Here is a 21,182-nt window from a genome sequence, read left to right as displayed (position 1 = left end):
GGGGTCAGCGTGTGCAAGTTCGATGCTGATGGCAACGCTTGACTTCAAGCTTGCTTGAGGTACGACGGTTGCCGCATGAGTCCTGAACTGTCTGATCGTCCTGTTGCGCTGATCACCGGTGCGTCGGCCGGGCTCGGCCTGGCGTTGGCGCACGGGCTGGCCGATCGTGGCTGGGCGCTGGTGATCGACGCTCGTGGCGCCGAGGCGCTCAAAGACGCGGCCGACGCGCTGGCCGACCGAACCGACGTCGTACCGCTGGCCGGGGACGTGACTGATCCGGAGCATCGGGGTGACCTGGTGGACGCGATCACCGAGCTCGGCCGGCTCGACCTGCTGATCAACAACGCCAGCTATCTCGGACCGAGTCCGCTGCAAGCGCTCGCAGCCGCGGACCTCGACGAGCTGCGCCGGGTTTACGAGGTCGACGTACTCGCGCCGATCGCATTGACCCGGGCGCTGCTTCCCGCACTGACCGCAGCCTCCGGTGTGCTGATCAACATCAGCTCCGACGCTGCAGTCGAGGCCTACGAGACGTGGGGCGGATATGGGTCCGCCAAGGCCGCACTGGACCACGCGACCCGAGTCCTGGCAGCTGAGCATCCTGCACTGGCCGTGTACGCCGTCGACCCGGGTGATCTGCGGACCGCGATGCACCAGGCCGCCTTCCCCGGTGAGGACATCTCGGACCGGCCGGAGCCCGCGACCGTCGTACCGGCGTTCCTGCAGTTGCTCGACAGCCGGCCGGACAGCGGTAGGTACCGAGCAGCTGAGTTCGCGTCGGCGGTGACGACGTGACAGTAAATCCACACACTGGGCACCCGCACACCAGGTTCGACCTGCCGGACTCACTGAACGCTCATGAACCACCGGAGGCTCGCGGCTTGTCGCGGGACCAGGTGAAGCTGCTGGTCGCGGAGGGGTCGACCGTCACGCACACCCGCTTCGACCGGATCGGTGAGCACCTGCGCCCCGGCGACCTGTTGCTGGTCAACACGTCCGGCACCCTGCCCGCGGCCGTCGACGGCTCATCGCTCACCGTGCACTTCTCCACACCGCTCGACGACGGCACGTGGGTCGTGGAGCTGCGTCGTGACGGCGGTCCGATGTTCGACGGCGCCGTTGGTGACCGGGTGGAACTCCCGGAGGGTGCGCTGACGCTACTGGCGCCGTACCAGGCGGAGTCGAACCGCCTGTGGATCGCGAAGCCGCCGGTGGCCGACGTGCTCGGTTACCTGCAGCGGAACGGGCGGCCGATCACCTACAACTACGTTGGCAAGCAGTGGCCGCTCGCGTCGTACCAGACCGTGTTCGCGCGGGAGCCGGGCAGCGCCGAGGTGCCCAGTGCGGCACGGCCGTTCAGTTTCGAGCTTGTCAGCCATCTGGCGTCACAAGGCGTCCTGATCGCACCGATCCTCCTGCACTGCGGCGTCTCCTCGCAGGAGAGTCACGAACCACCCACACCCGAGCGGTACGACGTACCCGCGCACACGGCCCGCCTCGTGAACTGGGTGAAGGCCAACGGCGGCCGGGTGATCGCGGTGGGTACCACCGCGGTCCGGGCCATCGAGTCACCGATCGGAGCAGACGGCACCGTCACGCCGGCCCACGGCTGGACCGATCTCGTCCTCGGCCCCGACAGGCAGCCGCAGATCGTCGACGGCCTCATCACCGGCTGGCATGCCCCCGAGGCGTCACATCTCATGCTCCTCGAGTCAGTCGTCGGCGCCGAACAGGTGCAGCACGTGTACGACGCCGCCGTACAAGAGCACTACCTCTGGCACGAGTTCGGCGACGCCTGCCTCATGCTGCGGTGACCATCTGGTTGCAGAGCTCCCATACGGCCGCACGATTGCGTGCGTCGAGAACGCTGTCCGGCCAGGTGGTCTCGGCGGCGTTCGTGTCGAAGTACTTCGCGGTGACGCCTTCCACCTGAGGGCTCGAGGCCAGGTGGATGCTTGATCGAGCGGCCTTCGCGATGTCCTTCAACAGCACCGGGCCGACGACTCGTAGCGCCGGCACGACTGGGCGGTAGGCCCACGGGAACGCGCGCATCGGCATCGCGCGATTCCCCGGCGTCGACGCGTGGCCCGGGTAGGCGACGTTCACGGTGATGCCGTCCGTGGTGCGTGCGAACTCGTAGCTCATCGCCATCAACGCGGTCTTGCAGTGGTTGTACTGGCTGAAGGTCCAGCCGAGGAATCGCCGCTCTGCCTGCAGATTCGTGACGTCGAGCGGACCGTTCGGCAGGCCGCCGGTGAGGTTGACGACCCGCCCCGCGCCGGCCGTGAGCTGCGGCAGTAACAGCCGGGTGAGCAGGTACGGCGTGAGCACGTTCGCGGCGAACGTCAGCTCGACACCGTCGGACGTGAGCTGACGCGCGGGTGGCGCGTAGCCGAAGTTGTTCACCAGGACGTGCAGCGACTGGTGGCGCTGGGCAACGATCTCGGCGAGCGCGTGGACGCCGTCCTGGCGGGTGAGGTCGGCGGCGATCGCTTCCGCCGTACCCGAGGTCTGTTGCTGGACCCGCTCGGCCGCGGCTGTCGCGCGCTCGGGGTCCCGGCCGACCAGGATCACGTGCGCGCCGCGGGCAGCGAGCCCGCGCGCGGTCTCCCAGCCGATTCCGCCGGTGCTCCCGGTGATCAGCGCCGTCTTTCCGTGCACCAATGCCTCCTGATGTCGAAACTGTCACTCGGTGACAGAATAGGCAACAGGAGTAGTTAAGTACACTCGGGGTCGTGACAGGACTTCGGGCCCGGACCCGCGACGCGGTCCGGGCGCAGCTGTCGGCGCTGTCCATCGAGCTGTTCCTCGAGCGCGGGTACGACGCGACGACGGTGGACGACATCGCGGCAGCGGCCGGGATGTCGAAACGGAGCTTCTTCCGGTACTTCGGGACGAAGGACGACGTGGTGTTCCACGGCGCCGACGACGTCGCGGAGCGCATCGCGCGCGAGCTCGAGCTCGCCGAGGGCGACGACTGGGCCTGCCTGCAGACGGTGCTGACCGCCTGGCAGGACCAGATCTACACGTCCGGCCGGGTGGTCGAACTCGTGGAGTCCGCTCCCGCGCTACGGGCGCGGATGGTGGACAAGCGCGACGAACTCCGCCGGCTGATCAGCGCGGCGCTGCTCGCCCGGCCTGGTTCCACGCTGGACGCGTTCGGCGCGGATCTCCTGACCGCGGCGGCCGGCGCCGTACTGGATGCTGCTGCGCAGGAATGGTTGCGCAACGGCGGCGACCGCGCGGCGCTGATCGCCCGTGGCTTCGCCGAACTCAGGAAGCCTTGGCCGCCGGCTTCGGCTGCGAGATCCGATTGACGGTGTGCTCGGCGGCCTCGAGGACGGTGACTGCGCTGGGAGTTTCCGGTGTGGGTGATTTGGCCGGATGGCGCTCGTTGCCGGGCCGGGCCCGTTTGTCCACTGCGCGTGGGCTCATGACGATGTCCTTACCAAGTGTGGTCCCCCGTCGGGACGTCACCTGATTAGACAAGCGTCGACACCCACTTGTCACCGTCATTAATTCAACTGAAGGTAACTTGTGGCATAGGCCGCATCCGGCGGCTCCGCGCCTACTGCGCGGCACTCGGCACGGCACCTCGCTGCACGGGTGCAAAGGCCACGATGCTCCGCATCGAGACCTTCGCCCCCGCGCACCGATGCACCGCACCGAGCACCTGCTCGCTACGGCGCGGAGCCGCCGAATACGGCCTAGGCCGCTTGTTTGTTGCGGCGTTTGTGTTTGGAGAGTTGGAGGAAGATCCAGGCGACCGCCGCGCCGACGACGAAGCCGCCGAGGTGGCCTTCCCACGAGACGTTCGGGATGGCGAAGGACAGGACCGCGGTGACGGCGACGTACATCAGGATCCAGGTGATGTCCAAGCCGCGGGCCCGGCTGATCACCAGCAGGGCGCCGACCAGGCCGAGGACCGCGCCGGACGCGCCGAGGGTCGCGCCGCCGGGCGCGGAAAGGATCCAGACCGCGATGCTGCCGCCGATCGCGGACAGCAGGTACAGGATCAGGAACCGGACCCGGCCGAGCATCTGCTCCAGCGGCGGACCGAGCTGCCAGAGCATGAACAGGTTCGAGAAGATGTGGAAGATCTGCCAGTGCGTGAACGTCGAGGTGACCAGTCGCCACGGCTCGGTGTCCACGAGCGCCGGCACCATCACCAGGTCGTTGAGGATCTGTGGGCTACCGAGGTGCACGAGGATGAAGACGAGCACGTTGAGGGCCAGCAGCGTCGACGTCACGAGCTGCGGGTTGCCGCGCTGCAGTCCGCCGAGTGAGGTCCGCTTCTTGGGGACCGAGCGAACGCCCTCGTTGAAGCAGTTCGGGCACTGGAAGCCGACGGAAGCGCTGTTCATGCACGACGGGCAGATCGGCCGGTCGCAGCGCTGGCAGCGCACCCCGGCGGGCCGATCCGGGTGCCGGTAGCAGACGGTCTCGGTCACGCGGGTGTGTCCCTCTCTGGGAACCCGGGGCCGGTGGCGTGCCGGCCCCGCAGGTCAATTCAGGCGTTCTTGCGCTCGACGACGACCTTGTTGATGACGATCGGCTCGAGCGGCCGGTCGCCAGGAGCGGTCGGCGCGGTCGCGATCGCGTCCACGACCTTCTTCGACTCGTCGTCGACGACCTCACCGAAGATCGTGTGCTTGCGGTTCAGGTGCGACGTCGGGACCACGGTGACGAAGAACTGCGACCCGTTGGTGCCGCGGCCGTACTGGATGCCGGCGTTCGCCATCGCGAGCAGGTACGGACGGTCGAACTGGAGCTCCGGGTGGATCTCGTCGTCGAACTGGTACCCCGGCGTGCCGGTGCCGGTGCCGAGCGGGCAGCCGCCCTGGATCATGAACCCGTCGATGACCCGGTGGAAGCCGAGGCCGTCGTAGAACGGCCGGGTGACCTGCTGGCCGGTCTCCGGGTCGGTCCACTCCTTCGTGCCCTCGGCCAGACCGACGAAGTTGCTCACCGTCTTCGGCGCCTGGTTGGGGAACAACCTGATGACGACGTCGCCCTTGCTCGTCTGCAGGGTTGCGTACAGCTCTTCGGCCACGGGAGTCACTCCTAGTCGGTTACTACAGGTACGCCTCGATCCTGTCATGCCACTCCAAGAAAATGAGCAACAACCCACCCCGTGGTCGCTCTGTGCCCCTCTGTACGGCGCGGCGGTGGGCAGATGTGTGGAAAAGGCCGGGTGGGGGCACCAGGTGAATGGCTCGCGACGTCGTACGATGCAGATGAAGCCGGATTTGTCCAGAGTCGTAACCAGAACGAGCCCATGACGCCGATGGGCGGGAGAGCTGCCTGCCGGGGCAGGCGGCATCGAGGAGGGAACCGTGGGTTTGAGGAAGTCCAAGGGCAGGGTCGAGACCGCCAAGGACCGGGTCCGGCCGCTCGCCGAGTCGGCGAGCGAGAAGCTCGGACCGGCCGTCGGCCAGGTTCGTGATCACCTCGGTCCGGCCGTGGGCACCGCACGGGAGAAGGTGTCGCCGTACGCGGAGAAGGCTGTCGAGCGGGGCGCGCACCTCGCGCACCAGGCGGTCGAGAAGGCCGGACCGGTGCTCGACGACGCGCTCGCCAGGGTCGGCCCGGCCACCGAGCAGGCCGCCGAGAAGGCGCGCGGCCGGCTGAACGACGACGTCCTGCCGAAGGTGACCGCCGCGCTGGTGACCCTCGCGGCCGCCGCCGAGCCGGTCGTCGAGGAGACCAGCCGCCGGGGCAAGGCCACCAAGGCCGCGCTCAAGGGTGAGATCGACGTGCCGAAGAAGAAGAGCCACAAGCTCCGCAACGTGGCCCTGTTCCTGGGTCTCGGCGCACTGGCCGCGGCAGCGGTGAAGAAGCTGCTGACCCCGCCGGAGCCGGCCTGGCAGTCCACCCCGACCAGCGGCCGCGACTACAGCTCCGCCCCGGCCGGTACGACGTCCCGCCCGACCGACACCACATCCGGTGCGGCCACCTCGGCGTCGTCCGGATCGTCGTCGGCCACGTCCGCGAACGGCAAGAGCGACGCCAAGCCGGACGCTCCGAAGGCGGACGCCGCCAAGGGTGACGGTGCGAAGCCCGCCGCGCCCAAGGCCGACGCTCCGAAGGCTGAGGCCCCGAAGGCGGAGAGCGCCGAGGCCAAGGCCGACGAGGTGAACGCCGCGTCGAACGGCACCGCGAAGAAGGCCACCACCAGGAAGTCGACGGGTTCCGGCGACAGCCGGCCCAGCGACTCCTGATACCACCGCAACGGCTGACACCACCGCAACGGCGAAGGTCCCGGACCCTGCAGGGTCCGGGACCTTCGTCTGTTCGCACGTCGCCTTGCGCGAGCGACGTCAGTTGACCTGCGGTTCCTTCGCGATCGTGTAGCGACCGGCGGACAGCAGTTGGGTGGCGTACCGGTGCGTGATGCACGGGTAGGTGCCGCCGCAGCTCAGGCAGACCGCGTCGTTGCGGTGCAGCCAGGGAACGACCTTGAACCGCCGGATCCAGGTCATTGGCTCCCGGTCCGGGGCGTGCATCCGGAGCGCCGCGCGCGCGGCGTCCTGGATCTCGGGGGCCGACCAGTCCTCGGCGCTCTTGTCCATCAGCGCGCTGAGATCAGGGTGGTGGTGGTCAGTGGTGCGGTCTTTGTTCATTTAGTTGTCTTCCAAGGCAGGTGGGAGGACGCCTGATCGGGTGGTGGGGTGGGTTTGCGAACCACACTGAATCACTCGCTTCAAACGTTAGTGCCCCGGCCAGATCAGCGCGCCCCGATAGACCGCGTTCGAGTGTCAGATCTTCGTCAGGTCTGTCGGGCCGAGCCGGTCAGGTCTGGGTCCGTCAGGTCCAGAGCGTCTCGAGCGTCACCCGGGCCTCGAGCTCGAGCAGGTGCCGCTTGGTCGGGATGCCACCACCGAAGCCGACCATTTTGCCGCCGGCGCCGACCACCCGGTGGCAGGGCATCACGATCGCGATCGGGTTCCGGTTGCAGGCCGTCCCGACCGCGCGGGCCGCGCCGATGTCGCCGACGATCTTCGCGACGTCGCCGTACGTCTGCATCTCGCCGTACGGGATCTTGGTGAGCTGGGTCCAGACCGCGCGCTCGAACTCGGAGCCGCCGCGGACGGACAGCGGCAGCGTGAACTCCTGGAGCTCACCGGCGAAGTACGCCTTCAGCTGGTCGGCGGCCTCGGTGAGCAGCGGGTCGGGGTCGAGCGGTCTGTCGGTGCCGCCGAAGTGCAGCCGGCAGAGCCCGGTCTCGTCGACCGCGAGCGTGAGGTCGCCGATCGGCGAATCGATCACGGACCAGCGCATATCGCCATCCTTGCGCAGGGCACCGACAGTTTCTCGCGGAATTGCGCCATGGACCGATGGCGACGTGTTGTCCTCGCCCGGTCACGCCGTGTTGTGCTATGTCTGATCCATGCCGAGCCGGGCGTCACAGGTACCGCTGGACCGGTGGTTCAGTTCCGAGCGGGCAATGGGCGTCGCGGCGTCGATCCTGATCGGGCTGGTCACGGTCACCGCGTGGGCCACCGCATGGTCCGACTGGTTCTCCTACCGCACCCTCAAGGTGTACGGCGCTGACGCCGCCGCCCGGCTGGACGAAGCGGACCTGATCTCCGGATCGCTCGGTATCGTCTCGGCGCTCGCGCTGCTCGGTGCCGCGGCGGTGTTCATCATCTGGCTGTGGCGGGTCCGGTGGAACGCGGAGATGTTCTGCCGCGGCGAGCACCGGTTCACCCGCGGCTGGGTGCTGGGCTGCTGGCTCGTCCCGGTGGTGAACCTCTGGTACCCGAAGCAGGTCGTCGACGACATCGTCGCGGCCAGCGATCCGCGCACCGATCCGCTGACGCCGAACCTGAAGGTTGTCCCCGGCACCCAATTGGTCTGGGCCTGGTGGCTGACCTGGGTGACCGGACTGGTGTCCGGGAACATCGTGCAAAGAGGTGTTCTCGCCGGCGCGTCGCAGCTCGGAGATCTGCGCACGAACGTCATACTGTCCTCCGTCTCGGCGCTGTCCACCACTGGCGCGGCGGTGCTCGCGGTGATCCTGATCCAGCGGATCGACGAGCTCCAGACCCAGCGTGAATGGGTGCCCTGGTGGGCGGTCGGGACACCGCACAGCGGCTTCCAACCTCCTGCGTTGTAAACCAAACCGTCACGCGCCGTCCAATGCCTCGTTACCACTGGTGATGGGCGTACGAAAAGAACACGTTAAGTCGACACCCTCCGCATTGGGGCCGACTGCCCTGGCATACCTACTTCGTGGTATCAATGTGGCTCGGTCACGCGGGGGCAGGGCCGGTCCGAAGCGCCGGACAGACGACGGAGTTCCAGCAACGCGAGGGACGCGAGACGTGAGCCACCCGCAGCCAACGATGACCCCTGTCGAGGACGAGGAAGCATGGCAGCCGCACGCGGCTGAGGAGTTCCAGCAGATCGGGACGGTCGGCAAGATCGCCATCGGACTGCTGGGCGCGTCGACAGTGACGCATCTGCTCTCCACCTGGTCCGACTGGAACACGTACTCCGTGGTGCACCGCTATCTCGGCGGCATGCCGAACGTCGACGACGCGGACCTGAACCGCGCCGACGCGATCGCCAAGGTCACCGCGATTCCGAACGTGATCGTCTCGGTCGCCGCCGCGGTCGTCTTCGTTGTGTGGCTCTGGCGGGTCCGGGTCAACTCCGAGGTCTTCTGTCAGGCCGACCATCGTCGCAGCCATGGCTGGGTACTCGCCAGCTGGTTCGTGCCGGGTCCGAACCTCTGGTACCCGAAACAGATCGTCGACGACGTCTGGCTCGCCAGCGATCCGAAGACCCCCGTCTACACCGACGACCTGCGCCGGTTCAGGACTCCCTCCCTCACGTCCGTGTGGTGGGTCGCCTGGATCGGCGCTCTCGCGTTCGACGTGGTGGTCCGCCGGTTCCTGATGTGGATGGAAGCCACCGTCGGCTCGCTGCGCGGCATCGCCCTGGCGGGTACGGCGTCCCTGCTGCTGACCGCGGTCTCCGCGGTGGGCGCGACGCTCGTGATCCGCAAGATCAACCACATGCAGACCACCCGCACGTGGGTGCCCTGGTGGGACCAGGCGCCGAAGCTGAGCGCCGTCCCGTCGTACGAGACCGGCGGCGTGCCGTCGTACGCGAACGACGACACCGACGAGCAGCCGGCGATCGCCGAGCCGATCGCGACCGCGCCCTCGCTGGGTCTGGTCCGCGAGCCGCAGCTGCAGATGGCCGGTGCGCCGCAGGCGCCGGCGGGCAACAACCCGTTCGCCCCGGCCGCCCAGGCCCCGGCTCCGTACGCACCGGCGCCGCAGCAGGCCGGCCCGCAGCAGGCCGGCCCGCAGCAGGCCGGCCCGCAGCAGTCGGCGCCGCAGCAGCCCGCACCGCAGGCTCCGGCCGCGAGCCCGTTCGCGCCGGCTCCGGCCGCGCAGGACTTCCCGGGTGACGGCGCCGCCGCGCCGGCCGCGTTCGCCGGTGACCCGGCGGTCGACGAGGGCGCGAAGTGGAGCCCGTTCGCCCCGGTCGTGGACGGCTGGCGGGACGACGAGAGTGGCCCGGCGACCGAGCAGTTCAGCCCGATCGAGTCCTGGCGGGACGAGAAGCCGGCCGCGGAGACGACGTACGAGGCGCCGCGGCAGAGCTGGGACGACTACCGGAGCGAGGACGCGCTCGGGGCGACGACGACGGGCAGCTGGCTCGACGAGGTCGCGCCGATGACGGTCGTGCAGCAGCCCGACCCGTACGCGCACCAGCCCCAGCCCGAGCAGCGCCAGCCGTATCAGCAGCAGCCGTACCAGTCGCAGCCTTACCAGCCGCAGCAGTACGAGCCCCAGCAGCAGCCGCAGCAGCCGGCCGAGGAGCACTGGGCGGCGCAGTACTCCGAGCCGTACTCCTACGAATCGGACTACCTCACCTCAACGTCCTCCCCCGCGGAGGCGCAGACCGCACCCGAGCCTGAGCCCGCGCCTGTTGCGCGCGCCGGTCGCCGGGCGGCTCGGGTCGCGGTCGACAGCCCGTCGGCGATCCAGCCGGCGGTCGAGGACCACTCGACGTACACGTCGCACTCGAACGAACCGACGCAGTCGGCGTACCCGGACCACAGCGTCTACGGCCGGTCCGAGCACACCCAGCCGTCGTACCCGTCGGCCTCCTCCGGGTACTACGAGCCCGCGCCGGCGCCGAGCCACCAGGAGCAGGACGACTTCCTGACGCCGTCGAAGCCGCTGCCGCCGATCCCGTCGTACGGGCCCGAGCCGGGTCAGCAGTCCGGTGGTTCGGACTACAACGGCTACGAGGCGTCGTACACGTCGGAGTACAACTCGGACTACTCGAACTACAGCTCCGAGTACGACAACACGTACAACAACGGCGGCAACAACGGCAGCTCGCAGTACGGCGGCGGCCAGCAGTCCTACGAGACCTACAACCCGAACTACGCGTCGGAGTCGTACGGCTCGCAGTACTCGCAGGAGCCGGACCAGACCGACTACCAGCAGCAGACGCCGTACTCGTACGAGCAGCAGCAGCCCACCGACGACGACGAGCAGACCGCTCCGCGGACCACTCCGCGGCGTGGCCGCTGGGTCTGACAGATTGGCCTCATGCGTTTAGGTTTCGCCACCCTCGGTTGTCCGGGAGCACCACTCGACGACGTCCTGGCACTTGCTCAGGGCAACAACTTCACCGGTCTGGAACTGCGGACCGCGCCGGACGAGTTCACCCACACGGGTCTGAGCGCGGCCGAGCGGCGGGAGCTGCGGACCCGGATCGAGGACGCCGGCCTGCAGATCTTCGCGATCAGCAGCTACGTGAAGTTGTGCGCGGTCGAGGAGCAGCCGCTCGAGGCGCACCTCGAACTGGCGAACGACCTGGGCGCCCTCGGTGTCCGCGTCTTCCCGGGCGACGACCCCGATGACGGTACGACGGAAGGCCCGAGCGCCGGTGAGATTCGCGCGCTCGACCGCGTGACGTCGGCGCCGCGCGACGTACCGATCCTGCTGGAGACGCACGACTCGCACTCGACGGCTCGTCAGGTCGCGGCGTTCTGCGCGGTGCTCGACACCGACGTACCGGGGCACAACGTGAAGGCGCTCTGGGACAGCTCGCACACCTGGTCGCACGGCGAGACACTGGCCGAGTCGTTCGCGCTGCTGCGGCCCTGGCTCGAGGTCGTGCAGTTCAAGCAGGCGGACTCGCAGCAGGACTACCGTCCGGTCGCGATCGACGCCGGCGACTTCCCGATCCAGGATCTGCTGAAGGTCCTCGACGGCACGGACTACCCGCTCTCGCTCGAGTGGGAGCTCAAGTGGCACCCGCAGCTGCCGTCACTCGCGGAGACGCTGCCCGCCGTTCACACCTGGCTGGGCGACGGCGCCGTCAAGTAGCGCGTGATCGTCGGACCCAGCCACGCGACGGCCTCGTCCGTGGTCAGGGTCGCGATCGGCGCGAACTCCAGGATGTAACGGCACAGCGCGAATCCGAGCGCCTGCGTCGCGATCAGTCCCGCCCGTACCGCGGGCTGGTCGACGGCTGCCCGCTGGAACACCGGCGTGAGCTGCCCGACGAACACCTCTCGCATGCGCTCGGCGGCGGTCTCGTTCGTGACCGCCGTCCGTAGCAGCACCCGGAGTGTGTCGTCCTCCTCCCAGCGCTCGACGAGATGCCGTACGAGCACCTCGCCGGCCTGCTCCCGCGGTACGTCGCTCAGATCCGGCAGTCGTACGTCGAACTCGGCCGCCGCCGCGAAGAGCTTCTCCTTGCTGCCGTAGTACCGCATCACCATCGCCGGGTCGATCGCCGCGTCGGCCGCGATCGCGCGGATCGTGGCCCGCTCGTACCCGTCCGCGCCGAACCGCTCCCGGGCCGCCGCCAGGATCGCCGCCCGGGTCCGGTCGGACTTCTTCTCCGCCATACGCACAGCATATGCCAACACTTGTTGACTTTTGCCAGTAGCAGGCCTAGCGTAAAAGTCAACAAGCGTTGATAAATGCTGAGAAGGAGGAGCGACGATGACTCCGCGGAGCGCACAGGTCGTAGTGGTGGGAGCGGGTCCGGTCGGGCTCGCAGTGGCGGTCGGACTGCGACTGCACGGGCATGACGTCGTAGTGGTCGACCAGCAGGCCGAGGGCACCAACACCTCTCGCGCCTGCGTCATCCACCCGCGAACGCTGGAGGTCCTGGAGCAGCTCGGTGTCACCAAGCGGCTGATCGACCTCGGGCTGGAGCTGCAGGACTTCGCGATCCGGTCCGGCGACCGCAAGCTGATCCCGGTCGGCTTCGCGGACCTGCCGACGGCGTACCCGTTCGTCACGATGATCCCGCAACCGGTCACCGAGCAGGTCCTGCTCGAGCGGCTGGAGGAGCTCGGCGGGACAGTGCTCCGCCCGTACGCCGCGACCGGCCTGACCCAGTTCGCGGACGGGGCCGAGGTCACCCTGGACAACGGCGACGTGATCAAGGCGCAGTACGTCGTGGCCGCCGACGGCATGAACAGCACGATCCGGGAACTCGCCGGACTGCGGATGCCCGGCAACACCCTGCAGCTCTCCTGCAGCCTGGTCGACGTCCGCGTCGAGAGCGGCCTACCCGTCGACGAGGTCGCCCTGTACTTCGCCTCCGCCGGCCTGCTCGTGGTGGCACCGCTGCCGGACGGGAGCTTCCGGTTGGTGGCCGAAGTCCACGATGCGCCGGAGCACCCCGACCTGGCGTACGCACAGCAACTGCTCGCCGCTCGGGGTCCGCGGAAGGCGCACCCGAAGATCACCGAGGTGGTCTGGGGTTCGCGGTTCCGGATCCACGAGCGGGTCGCCGACGCCTACCGGTCAGGTCGCGTGCTGCTGGCCGGCGACGCGGCCCACACGCACAGCCCGGCCGGCGGTCAGGGCATGAACCTCGGACTCCGCGACGCGGTCAGCCTGGCGGACGCGTTGTCGATCGCCATCGCCGGTGACGAGTCGGGCCTCGACACGTACGCCACGAACAGCCGCGCGGAAGCGGTCCGCGTGATCGCGCTGGCCCACCGCCTGACCCGCCTGGCGAACGTCCCGCCGGCGATCCGCCCGCTGCGCAACGCCGTACTGACGCTGGTGGGCAAGGTCGGCAAGACCCAGCAGGGCCTCGCCAAACAACTCGCGGGCTTCCCTGAGCGCTAGCCGACGGTCGACTCGCGGATCTGCAACGTGTACGGGACGGTGAGGTCCTGGTGGTTGGCTCCACCGTTGCCGGCGATGCGGTCGAGGAGCAGGGCGACCGCGTTGTCGGCCAGCCACTCCTTGTCCGGGGAGATCGAGGTCAGCGTCGGTGAGTGGTACCGGCCGTCCTCGATGTCGTCGAAGCCCACCACCGCGACGTCCTCGGGCACCCGCAGACCGGCGTCCGCGAGGGTCCGCAGCGCGCCGAGCGCCAAGAGGTCGTTGAAGCAGAACACCGCGTCAGGCGGCTTCGGCAGCGCGAGCAGTTCGCGCATCGACGCCGCGCCGTCCAGCCGGTGGTACCCGGTGCCGGCCAGTTCGAGGGCCGGGTCGTGCGGCAGCCCGGCCGCCTTCAGTGCCTTCCGGTACCCCTTCCGGCGGACCGCGCCGGTACTGGTGCCGCCGACACCGATCGCCGCGATCCGGGTCCGCCCGAGCGAGATCAGATGCGAGGTGGCGTCGTACGACGCCTGCACAGAGTCGACCGCGACGCGGTCGAACTGACCGCCGGCCGGGCGCTCGCCGAGCAGCACCAGCGGCTTGCCGGTGTCGGCGGACGTCACCTTGGCCGGAGCGGTCGCGAGCGGGGAGAAGATGATGCCGTCGATCAGTTGCCCGCGCATCCCTTCCAGTACCAGCCGTTCGGCCGCCGCCTCACCTTCGGTCTGGTCGATCAGCACGGTGATCCCGCGGCGTTTCGCGGCCCGGCTGATCTCCGCCCCGAGCTCGGCGAAGTACGGCGAACCCATCTCCGGGATGGCCAGCGCGATGAAGTCCGAGCGGCCCTTGCGCAGCGATCGGGCGCTGACGTTCGGCCGGTAGTCGAGCGCGGCGATCGCGGCCTCGACCTTGGCGCGGGTCTGCGCAGTGATGTGTGGATAGTCGTTGATCACGTTCGAGACGGTCTTCACCGATACCCCGGCCCTCGCGGCCACATCACTGAGCCTGGTCGCCATCCGAACCTCCTGTTCCCGGCTTGTCGCCCGAGTGTGCCACCGCCCAGCTCTTTACACCGATTGTCAATCGTTGTAGACATCCACGTTAAACGTTGTAGACGACTCTGGGGAGGCCTCGTGGCCCGGCTTGTGGTTGACCCGGCGTTCGCCGTCGGTGCGCTCGACCGACGGTTGTTCGGTTCGTTCGTCGAACACATGGGTCGGTGTGTGTACACCGGGATCTACGAACCGGGTCATCCGAGCGCCGACGCGGACGGTTTCCGGCAGGACGTGCTGGAACTGGTCCGCGAGCTCGGCGTCACCGCGATCCGCTATCCCGGCGGCAACTTCGTCTCGAACTACAACTGGGAGGACGGCGTCGGCCCGAAGGACCAGCGGCCGCGGCGCCTCGACCTGGCCTGGCGGGCGATCGAGCCGAACCAGTTCGGCACCGACGAGTTCGTCGCCTGGTCCCGCAAGGCCCGCGTCCAGCCGATCTGGGCGGTCAACCTCGGCACCCGCGGGATCCGCGAGGCGGTCGACCTGCTCGAGTACTGCAACCTCCCGGCCGGCACCGAGCACGGCGACCGCCGGGTCGCCAACGGCAGCCCGGAGCCGCACGACATCAAGGTCTGGTGCCTGGGCAACGAGATGGACGGCCCGTGGCAGATCGGCCACAAGACCGCCGAGGAGTACGCCCGGCTCGCGGAGGAGACCGCGAACGCGATGCGCCGCGTCGAGCCCGGCCTCGAACTGGTCGCCTGCGGTTCCAGCAACGCCGGGATGCCGACCTTCGGCGAGTGGGAGCGGGTCGTCCTCGAGCGCACCTACGACCTGGTCGACCACATCAGCCTGCACGCGTACTACGAACCTCGCGACGGCGACCAGGTGAGTTTCCTGGCCGCCGCCGAGGAGATGGACCGGATGATCTCGTCGGTGATCGCGACCGCCGATCACGTGAAGGCGCTGAAGCGCAGCGACAAGGAGCTGACGCTCTCCTTCGACGAGTGGAACGTCTGGTACCAGCAGCACTTCCCGGGCGAGCTCGGCCTCGGCATCCGCGAGGTCAGCCCGCTGATCGAGGACACCTATAGCGTCGACGACGCGGTCGTCGTCGGCAGCCTGTTGATCACGCTGCTCCGGCACGCCGACCGGGTGAAGATCGCTTGCCTGGCGCAACTGGTGAACGTGATCGGCCCGATCCGTACCGAGCCTGGCGGCCGCGCCTGGCGGCAGACGATCTTCTACCCGTTCGCCCTGACCGCGCAGTACGCCGGTCCGACGGTGCTGCAGACCGCGATCAGCGGCGGACCGGACATCGACACCAACGCCTTCGGGCGCGTACCGGCGCTGTGGAGTACGGCGACGTACGACGAGAACACCGGGGAGACCGCGATCTTCGTGGTGAACCGGAGTGAGACCGACAAGATCGATTTGGAGATTCCGGTGACCGGACAGGTGGTCCGGCATCTCGCGCTCTATGACGAGGACCGCTCCGCCGTGAACACGGCGGACGATCCGGACCGGGTTCAGCCCCGGGCCGTCGACACCACCGAGGTCGTCGACGGTGTTTGTCGTGCCACGTTGCCCCCTGCGTCGTGGCATGTGATCCAGCTCAGCAGTTGATTCGAGAGGGGACCCGCCCGTGCCTTCGAAACGACTACTCGCCGCCGTCCTGACGGTCACCGCGGTGGCCGCCGGTACGACGGCTGCCACCGCGGCACCACCGCCCGCGGTGACGACCACCAACGCGATCTCGTCGAGCTTCGCGGACACCTTCGCCGACCCGTCGATCATCCAGGGCCGCGACGGCTACTGGTACGCGTACGCGACCTCCGACCCGCTCGTCGCGAACGGCCCGTTCGGCCTGATGCACATGGCCCGCACCAAGGACTTCAGCTCCTGGGAGTACCTCGGCACGGTCTTCAACGACCAGACCAAGCCGGCCTGGGCCGCGCCGGGCTCGTTCTTCTGGGCTCCGGACATCCGCTACTTCGACGGTCACTACGTCATGTACTTCACCGTCACCGACACGAACGCCAACCCCGGCGGCGATCCCGCGATCGGGGTCGCGACCGCCCCGACGGCGGCCGGTCCGTGGACCGCCACCGGCGGGCCGGTCGTCGCACCGCGGCCCGACGGCAACGGCGGTTACCTCGGCACCATCGACCCGGCGATGCTGACCGCCGCCGACGGCAAGCGGTACCTGTACTACGGCGGCTTCTACGGCGGCATCCAGGTCACCGAGCTCTCCCCCGACGGCATGCACGCGGTCGGCACACCGACGCAGGTCACGATCGGCGACCGTTACGAGGGCTCGTACGTCGTCTACCGCGACGGCTGGTACTACTTCATGGGCTCGTCGATGAACTGCTGCGCCGGCCCGACCACCGGGTACTCCGTCTTCGCCGGCCGGTCCCGCTCGCCTCGCGGCCCGTTCCTCGACGCCGACGGTGCCGCGCTGACCGACTCACGAGTCGGCGGTACGACGGTCATCACGCAGAACGGCAACAAGTGGATCGGTCCGGGGCACCACGCGTTCATCACCGACGCGGCCGGTCAGGACCACATCGTCTACCACGCGATCGACCGCGGTACGCCGTGGCTGACCAACCCGTTCGGCATCAACCGGCGGCCGATGCTGATCGACAAGATCGACTGGATCAACGGCTGGCCGCGCACCAACGCGGGTGCCGGTCCGTCCGAGGGTCCGGTGCCCGCGCCGGCGACGGGTTCGGGATCCGGTATCGACTCGACCGACCCGGCGAGCGGCCTGGTCGGCGCCACCCGGCGACCTGGCGACTCGCTCGGTGGACCGACGGCCTCGATCAATGGGTCCGCGCAGACCCGCAAGGCGGCACCTGGTGGTTCGCTCCGCGTCGAGGCCGACGTCAAGCTCGGCGACTCCTTCACCACCGTTCTGGGCAACCAGGTCGTCGCGGCGGTGACGAAGGACAAGGTGACTCTGGCGGTCGGTGGGCGGACGACCTCGGCCGCGTTGCCGGCTGACTTCGACCGCTCGCAGTGGAACAAGCTCAGCGTCCAGGTATCCGGGTCGACCGTGAGCGCACGGTTGAACGACGCCGGTCTCGGCGACGTGTACGCCGAGGCGCAACTCGACGTACCGGGGCTGCGGCTGGGTGAGGCTCCGGTGCGGTGGCTCGGGTCGGCCGAAGTGGACAACCTGACGGTGCGTCAGGTGGCGAAGCCGGTCACCAAGCCGGCCGACGTACCGCGGACCGGGAAGCTGCTCGCCGGGGACGACTTCAACGGTGCGCTCGGTGCGGACTGGTCGTGGGTGCGGAAGGACGACAAGGCGACGGTCGCCGACGGTCAGTTGTCGTGGCCGTTGGAGAACGCGGACATGACCGGTTCGTCCAACAACGCCGGGCTGCTGCTGCACAACACGCCGGCGGGTGACAGTTGGATCGCCGAGACCAAGCTGCACCTCGACACCGGGCAGGGCGACGTCCGCAACTACCAGCAGGCCGGGATGATCGCGTACCTGAACGACAACGACTTCGCACGGCTCGGCAACGTGGCGATCTGGAAGACCCGCCAGACGGAGTACGGGCGTGAGCTCGTGGCCCGGCCGTCGGACGGCGCCACGTCGTACGGCGCGGCCGCGATCGGTCGCTCGGCGCCGACCTTGTGGATGCGTCTCGCGTACCACAAGAACGCTGCCGGTGAGCACGTCTACCGCGCGGCCACGTCGGTCGACGGCACGAACTGGACCTGGGGCGCATCCTGGGTGCTCCCCGCCGCGGCGAAGATCGGCCTCTACGCCCACGGTGAGTTCACCGGCGCCAACCCACCGCCGGTCGCCACCTTCGACTACCTGAAGTTCTACGAGAGCAAGTAAGGAACCCCATGGGATTCTCCAACCCGGTGTACGACGGCAGCTTTGCCGATCCGCAAGTGATTGCGGTGGGCAACGAGTACTACGCGTTCGCGACCAATGGGCCGCTGGGCAACGTGCAGACGTTGACGTCCAGTGACCTGGTGGCGTGGACGCCGGTCGGTGACGCGTTGCCGGTGGTGCCGGGTTGGACCTCCCCGGGACGGGTGTGGGCGCCGGAGGTCGCGGTGCACGCGGCCGACCGGTACGTCATGTACTACACGTCCCGCGACACCGCCGCCGATCGGCAGGCGGTCGGTGTCGCGGTGGCGTCCACCCCCGCGGGTCCATATGTCGACATATCTATGAAGCCGCTGATCAGTCAGGCCGACGAGGGCGGCTCGATCGACGCCTCTCCGTTCCAGGACTCGACCGGCCGGCGCTGGCTGTACTGGAAGAACGACGGCAACGCGATCGGTGTGGACACCTGGATCTACGTGTCCGAGCTGTCCGCCGACGGACTCACGCTCACCGGTCCCGTGCACCGCTTGATCAAGCAGGATCTGCCGTGGGAGGGCAACCTGGTCGAGGCGCCGTACATGGTCGAGCGGGACGGCAAGTTCCACCTCTTCTACTCGGCCAACGCCTTCGACAAGGCGGAGTACGCCGTCGGTCACGCGGTCTGCGACTCGCCGATCGGTCCGTGTACGAAGTCGGGCGATCCCATCCTCAAGTCGTCGCCCGACGCTGCCGGTCCGGGGCACAACATGGTCCTCGGTGACTGGTTCGTCTACCACGCATGGAATCCGGACGCCGTCGGAACCGACCCGAAGGGCCGCACGATGTGGCTCTCGAAGCTGACCTGGGACGGCGACACCCCGGTCGTCCAACCGCCGCTCACCGAGAATCCGCTGCAGCCGTAACCTTTCCGTCCCCGCCCGCATCAAGGTCTGTGCAAGCTCCAGACCGGGGAGGGGACATGAAGCAGTTGCTCTTCATCGTCGCCGGCGCGACCCTGCTCGCCGCGACGTTCACCGCACCAACTGCGCACGCGGCGACCACCGCCAGCACCGCCGCGTGCTCGCTCCAGCCGGGCTCCGTGCTGGACAGCGGCGCGCACAACAACCTGGGGATCACGGTCGGGTACCCGCCGCGGAACGTCGGTCAGCCCGGCGTCATCTTCGGGGTCTTCCCGGCGGGCGCGGTTCGGCTGAGCACGACGTTCACGAGCGACACCTACAGCTGGGGTGCCACCAACGAGGGCTGGGTGGTGCAGGGCGATTCGCTCTACTACCGCTCGTACTCGGTCGACGTCATGAACGACATCGACAACGGCCAACCGAACGAGACGCAACGGGTGGGTGGCGGCTGGTCGAAGTACACCGCGGTGGAGGTCTCGCAGGGGGCGCGCGACCAGACGACGGCGTACGGACTGCGGAGTGACGGCACGCTGTTCCGGTGGAGTGTCGACCGGTGGCTGTGGAAGCCGACCGGTTCCGCGACCGGGTTCGCCGCGGTGAAGTCGATGGCGCTGATCAGCAAGACGCCGACGTACGACACGTTCCTCGCGAACACGCGGGGCGGGGCGCTCTACACCATTCACATCCCCACCACGTCGACGCTGAAGCCGGTGGTGAAACCGGTTCGCACGAAAACCTGGCAGGGCTTCGAGAAACTCCTCGCGAGCAAGTGCGGCAACTACGGCACACTCCTCGTCGGAATCGACAAGGACACGAAGACAGCCCACTGGTACGCCGTTGGGCGCGCCAACGGTACCGCGACGGTGATCAACCACCTCAGCGCCTCCGGCCCGAAGTTCAACGACCCCGCCTACTTCCGCTGGGGAGCCAACGGCGTCCCCGACCCGCTCAACGGTGAGTGAGTACTTCGGTCAGGATCGTGAGGGCCTTGTGGAGGTCGGCGGTTGAAGGTGTGGCGTAGCCGATGACGAGGCCGGGTGGGCCGGGGACGCTGCGGCGGTACTCGGACAGCGGTGCGACGACGACGCCGGCCTTGCGGGCCGCGGCTGCGATCCGGAGGTCGTCGGCGTCGTCAGGGAGCAACAGGGTGATGTGTAGCCCGGCGTCCTGCCCGACCACCTGGCCGTACGGCGACAGCACCGCGCAGGTGTGGGTACGGCGGTCCGCGTACAGCCGGCGTCCGCGACGGACCGCCTGGTCGAGGTAGCCGTCGCGGAGCATCGCGAGGAGCGCGGCCTGCATCGGCCAGGCGGGCCAGTCGCCGGAGTCGGCGCGGAACGTGGCGAGCCGGTCGATCATCGGCTCGGACGCGACCAGCCACCCGAGGCGGAGCGCGGGGCTCAGCGTCTTCGACAGCGTGCCGAGATGGACGACGCGCTCGAGGTCCAGCTGCGCGAGGGCGGGCAGCGGCGCGACGTCGTACCGGAACTCGCTGTCGTAGTCGTCCTCGATCAGCAGCGCGCCGGTGCGGCGCGCCCAGCGAACCAGTTCGTTGCGTCGGGCAACGGGAAGCCGGCCGCCGAGCGGGTACTGGTGTGACGGCGTGACGTAGACGGCCGGCAGGTCGTCGGAGAGGGCGCCGACCTGGAGGCCGTCCTCGTCGACCGGGACGTCGACGATCTCGAGCCGGTGGTCGCGGGCGGCGACGACCGCGTTCAGGTAGCCGGGGTCCTCGATCGCGATCCGGTCGCCGGGTTCGCGGGTGACGGTGAGCAGCAGGCGGAGCCCGTGCACGGTGCCGTTGGTGACGAGCACGTTCTCCGGTCCGCAGGCGATCCCGCGCACGCGCCGTACGTGATCCGCCAGGGCGGCGCGGAGCGCGGGGAGGCCGGCCGCGTCGTCGTACCCGCGGGGTGGTGACTGCGTCGACACCTCGCGCCACGCCCGCCGCCAGCCCGGGTCGGGCGTCGGTGCGATGAACGGGATACCGGGGCGCAGCGTGAGCAGCTCGGGGCCGGCGTCAGGTGGGTGCGGCGTGTGCCGTCGTACGGCGGGCTGCAGCGGCGTGACGTCCGTGACGAATGTCCCGGCGCCGGTGCGGCCCTCGATCCAGCCCTCGGCATGCAGTTGGTCGTACGCCGCCTGCGTCACGGACCGCGAGACAGACAGCTCCCGAGCCAGGTCCCGCGTGGACGGCAGCCGATGACCCGCCGCGAGCCGCCCGTCGAGCACGGCCGTCCGGAACTGCTCCGCCAACTGCAGATGCAGCGGCAGGCCGGAAGCGCGGTCGATCGTCAGCGGCAGCGAACTCTGCACCTCG

20 protein-coding genes are annotated in these 21,182 nt (G+C 68.9%); 12 read left to right on the top strand and 8 right to left on the bottom strand.

Going from position 1 to position 21,182, the window contains the following annotated elements; translation table 11 throughout:
• Positions 1-75 precede the first annotated feature (75 nt).
• On the top strand, positions 76-795 hold the full coding sequence (locus tag AC0662_RS22330) for an SDR family NAD(P)-dependent oxidoreductase (RefSeq protein ID WP_478302909.1): 720 nt from the start codon (positions 76-78) through the stop codon (positions 793-795).
• A gap of 86 nt (positions 796-881) precedes the next feature.
• On the top strand, positions 882-1,814 hold the full coding sequence (locus tag AC0662_RS22325) for an S-adenosylmethionine:tRNA ribosyltransferase-isomerase (protein ID WP_478302907.1): 933 nt from the start codon (positions 882-884) through the stop codon (positions 1,812-1,814).
• Here AC0662_RS22325 and AC0662_RS22320 read toward each other — a convergent pair.
• The gene (locus AC0662_RS22320; protein WP_478302905.1) at positions 1,801-2,661 is read right to left on the bottom strand and encodes an SDR family NAD(P)-dependent oxidoreductase; all 861 of its coding nucleotides are present in this window, start codon (positions 2,659-2,661) and stop codon (positions 1,801-1,803) included. The genes AC0662_RS22325 and AC0662_RS22320 overlap by 14 nt on opposite strands.
• Before the next feature lie 74 nt (positions 2,662-2,735).
• Here AC0662_RS22320 and AC0662_RS22315 point away from each other — a divergent pair, with 74 nt between their 5' ends.
• Positions 2,736-3,317, top strand: coding sequence for a TetR/AcrR family transcriptional regulator (locus AC0662_RS22315; protein ID WP_478302902.1), 582 nt, complete (start codon positions 2,736-2,738; stop codon positions 3,315-3,317).
• A 390-nt stretch (positions 3,318-3,707) separates the two neighbouring features.
• Here the strand turns inward: AC0662_RS22315 and AC0662_RS22310 are convergent, their stop codons facing one another.
• Both AC0662_RS22310 and AC0662_RS22305 read right to left on the bottom strand, forming a co-directional pair.
• A complete protein-coding gene (locus AC0662_RS22310; protein WP_478302900.1) occupies positions 3,708-4,451 on the bottom strand; it encodes a rhomboid family intramembrane serine protease in 744 nt (247 codons plus the stop codon).
• A 59-nt stretch (positions 4,452-4,510) separates the two neighbouring features.
• The gene (locus AC0662_RS22305) at positions 4,511-5,053 is read right to left on the bottom strand and encodes a peptidylprolyl isomerase (protein WP_452196395.1); all 543 of its coding nucleotides are present in this window, start codon (positions 5,051-5,053) and stop codon (positions 4,511-4,513) included.
• A gap of 283 nt (positions 5,054-5,336) precedes the next feature.
• Here AC0662_RS22305 and AC0662_RS22300 point away from each other — a divergent pair, with 283 nt between their 5' ends.
• Positions 5,337-6,221 (top strand): hypothetical protein, encoded by an 885-nt coding sequence (locus AC0662_RS22300; RefSeq protein ID WP_452196396.1) that lies wholly within the window; start codon positions 5,337-5,339, stop codon positions 6,219-6,221.
• Between the two features lie 99 nt (positions 6,222-6,320).
• Here the strand turns inward: AC0662_RS22300 and AC0662_RS22295 are convergent, their stop codons facing one another.
• Positions 6,321-6,623: a hypothetical protein gene (locus tag AC0662_RS22295; protein WP_452196397.1), complete on the bottom strand. Its 303-nt coding sequence runs from the start codon at positions 6,621-6,623 to the stop codon at positions 6,321-6,323.
• Positions 6,624-6,807: 184 nt separating this feature from the next.
• On the bottom strand, positions 6,808-7,281 hold the full coding sequence (locus AC0662_RS22290; protein WP_478302897.1) for a methylated-DNA--[protein]-cysteine S-methyltransferase: 474 nt from the start codon (positions 7,279-7,281) through the stop codon (positions 6,808-6,810).
• Positions 7,282-7,390: 109 nt separating this feature from the next.
• Between AC0662_RS22290 and AC0662_RS22285 the strand changes: the two genes are divergently transcribed.
• From AC0662_RS22285 to AC0662_RS22275, 3 genes are all read left to right on the top strand, one after another.
• Positions 7,391-8,119 carry a DUF4328 domain-containing protein gene (locus tag AC0662_RS22285; protein WP_452196399.1) on the top strand — a complete coding sequence of 243 codons (729 nt, stop codon included), beginning with the start codon at positions 7,391-7,393 and terminating at the stop codon, positions 8,117-8,119.
• A gap of 229 nt (positions 8,120-8,348) precedes the next feature.
• Entirely contained in the window at positions 8,349-10,568 is a 2,220-nt protein-coding gene (locus AC0662_RS22280) for a DUF4328 domain-containing protein (RefSeq protein WP_478302895.1), read from the top strand.
• Between the two features lie 12 nt (positions 10,569-10,580).
• Positions 10,581-11,363 carry a sugar phosphate isomerase/epimerase family protein gene (locus AC0662_RS22275; protein ID WP_478302893.1) on the top strand — a complete coding sequence of 261 codons (783 nt, stop codon included), beginning with the start codon at positions 10,581-10,583 and terminating at the stop codon, positions 11,361-11,363.
• Here the strand turns inward: AC0662_RS22275 and AC0662_RS22270 are convergent.
• Complete coding sequence (locus AC0662_RS22270; protein WP_452196402.1) at positions 11,330-11,890, bottom strand: TetR/AcrR family transcriptional regulator; 561 nt, start codon at positions 11,888-11,890, stop codon at positions 11,330-11,332. The two genes, AC0662_RS22275 and AC0662_RS22270, sit on opposite strands and share 34 nt — an antisense overlap.
• 97 nt (positions 11,891-11,987) lie before the next feature.
• On the opposite strand from AC0662_RS22270, the gene AC0662_RS22265 reads away from it, so the two are divergent.
• Positions 11,988-13,130, top strand: a complete 1,143-nt coding sequence (locus AC0662_RS22265) for an FAD-dependent oxidoreductase (RefSeq protein WP_478302891.1) — start codon at positions 11,988-11,990, stop codon at positions 13,128-13,130.
• On the opposite strand, the gene AC0662_RS22260 is transcribed toward AC0662_RS22265, so the two are convergent.
• A complete protein-coding gene (locus AC0662_RS22260) occupies positions 13,127-14,125 on the bottom strand; it encodes a LacI family DNA-binding transcriptional regulator (RefSeq protein ID WP_478302889.1) in 999 nt (332 codons plus the stop codon). The genes AC0662_RS22265 and AC0662_RS22260 overlap by 4 nt on opposite strands.
• A 117-nt stretch (positions 14,126-14,242) precedes the next feature.
• Between AC0662_RS22260 and arfA the strand changes: the two genes are divergently transcribed.
• Genes arfA through AC0662_RS22240 form a run of 4 tightly spaced genes read left to right on the top strand, consistent with a single transcriptional unit; the run spans position 14,243 to position 19,824 of the window.
• Entirely contained in the window at positions 14,243-15,730 is a 1,488-nt protein-coding gene (gene arfA, locus AC0662_RS22255) for an arabinosylfuranosidase ArfA (protein ID WP_478302887.1), read from the top strand.
• A gap of 19 nt (positions 15,731-15,749) precedes the next feature.
• Positions 15,750-17,966, top strand: a complete 2,217-nt coding sequence (locus AC0662_RS22250; RefSeq protein WP_478302885.1) for a family 43 glycosylhydrolase — start codon at positions 15,750-15,752, stop codon at positions 17,964-17,966.
• A gap of 8 nt (positions 17,967-17,974) precedes the next feature.
• Positions 17,975-18,865 carry a glycoside hydrolase family 43 protein gene (locus AC0662_RS22245; RefSeq protein WP_478302883.1) on the top strand — a complete coding sequence of 297 codons (891 nt, stop codon included), beginning with the start codon at positions 17,975-17,977 and terminating at the stop codon, positions 18,863-18,865.
• A gap of 56 nt (positions 18,866-18,921) precedes the next feature.
• Positions 18,922-19,824 (top strand): hypothetical protein, encoded by a 903-nt coding sequence (locus AC0662_RS22240; protein WP_478302881.1) that lies wholly within the window; start codon positions 18,922-18,924, stop codon positions 19,822-19,824.
• Here AC0662_RS22240 and pdxR read toward each other — a convergent pair.
• Positions 19,811-21,178 (bottom strand): MocR-like pyridoxine biosynthesis transcription factor PdxR, encoded by a 1,368-nt coding sequence (gene pdxR / locus AC0662_RS22235; RefSeq protein ID WP_478302879.1) that lies wholly within the window; start codon positions 21,176-21,178, stop codon positions 19,811-19,813. The two genes, AC0662_RS22240 and pdxR, sit on opposite strands and share 14 nt — an antisense overlap.
• Positions 21,179-21,182: the final 4 nt, after the last annotated feature.

It is taken from the genome of Kribbella sp. NPDC043289 (assembly GCF_056436705.1).
Note: the sequence above shows the minus strand (reverse complement) of the source record. Positions and strands in the feature narration are given on the sequence as shown.

Bases quoted from the DNA above. Each gene is read 5' to 3' on its own strand.
- AC0662_RS22330 (WP_478302909.1), top strand. From the start codon at position 76: ATGAGTCCTGAACTGTCTGATCGTCCTGTTGCGCTGATCACCGGTGCG.
- AC0662_RS22295 (WP_452196397.1), bottom strand. From the start codon at position 6,623: ATGAACAAAGACCGCACCACTGACCACCACCACCCTGATCTCAGCGCG.
- AC0662_RS22290 (WP_478302897.1), bottom strand. From the start codon at position 7,281: ATGCGCTGGTCCGTGATCGATTCGCCGATCGGCGACCTCACGCTCGCG.
- AC0662_RS22285 (WP_452196399.1), top strand. From the start codon at position 7,391: ATGCCGAGCCGGGCGTCACAGGTACCGCTGGACCGGTGGTTCAGTTCC.
- AC0662_RS22280 (WP_478302895.1), top strand. From the start codon at position 8,349: ATGACCCCTGTCGAGGACGAGGAAGCATGGCAGCCGCACGCGGCTGAG.
- AC0662_RS22275 (WP_478302893.1), top strand. From the start codon at position 10,581: ATGCGTTTAGGTTTCGCCACCCTCGGTTGTCCGGGAGCACCACTCGAC.
- AC0662_RS22270 (WP_452196402.1), bottom strand. From the start codon at position 11,890: ATGGCGGAGAAGAAGTCCGACCGGACCCGGGCGGCGATCCTGGCGGCG.
- AC0662_RS22265 (WP_478302891.1), top strand. From the start codon at position 11,988: ATGACTCCGCGGAGCGCACAGGTCGTAGTGGTGGGAGCGGGTCCGGTC.
- AC0662_RS22260 (WP_478302889.1), bottom strand. From the start codon at position 14,125: ATGGCGACCAGGCTCAGTGATGTGGCCGCGAGGGCCGGGGTATCGGTG.
- AC0662_RS22245 (WP_478302883.1), top strand. From the start codon at position 17,975: ATGGGATTCTCCAACCCGGTGTACGACGGCAGCTTTGCCGATCCGCAA.
- AC0662_RS22240 (WP_478302881.1), top strand. From the start codon at position 18,922: ATGAAGCAGTTGCTCTTCATCGTCGCCGGCGCGACCCTGCTCGCCGCG.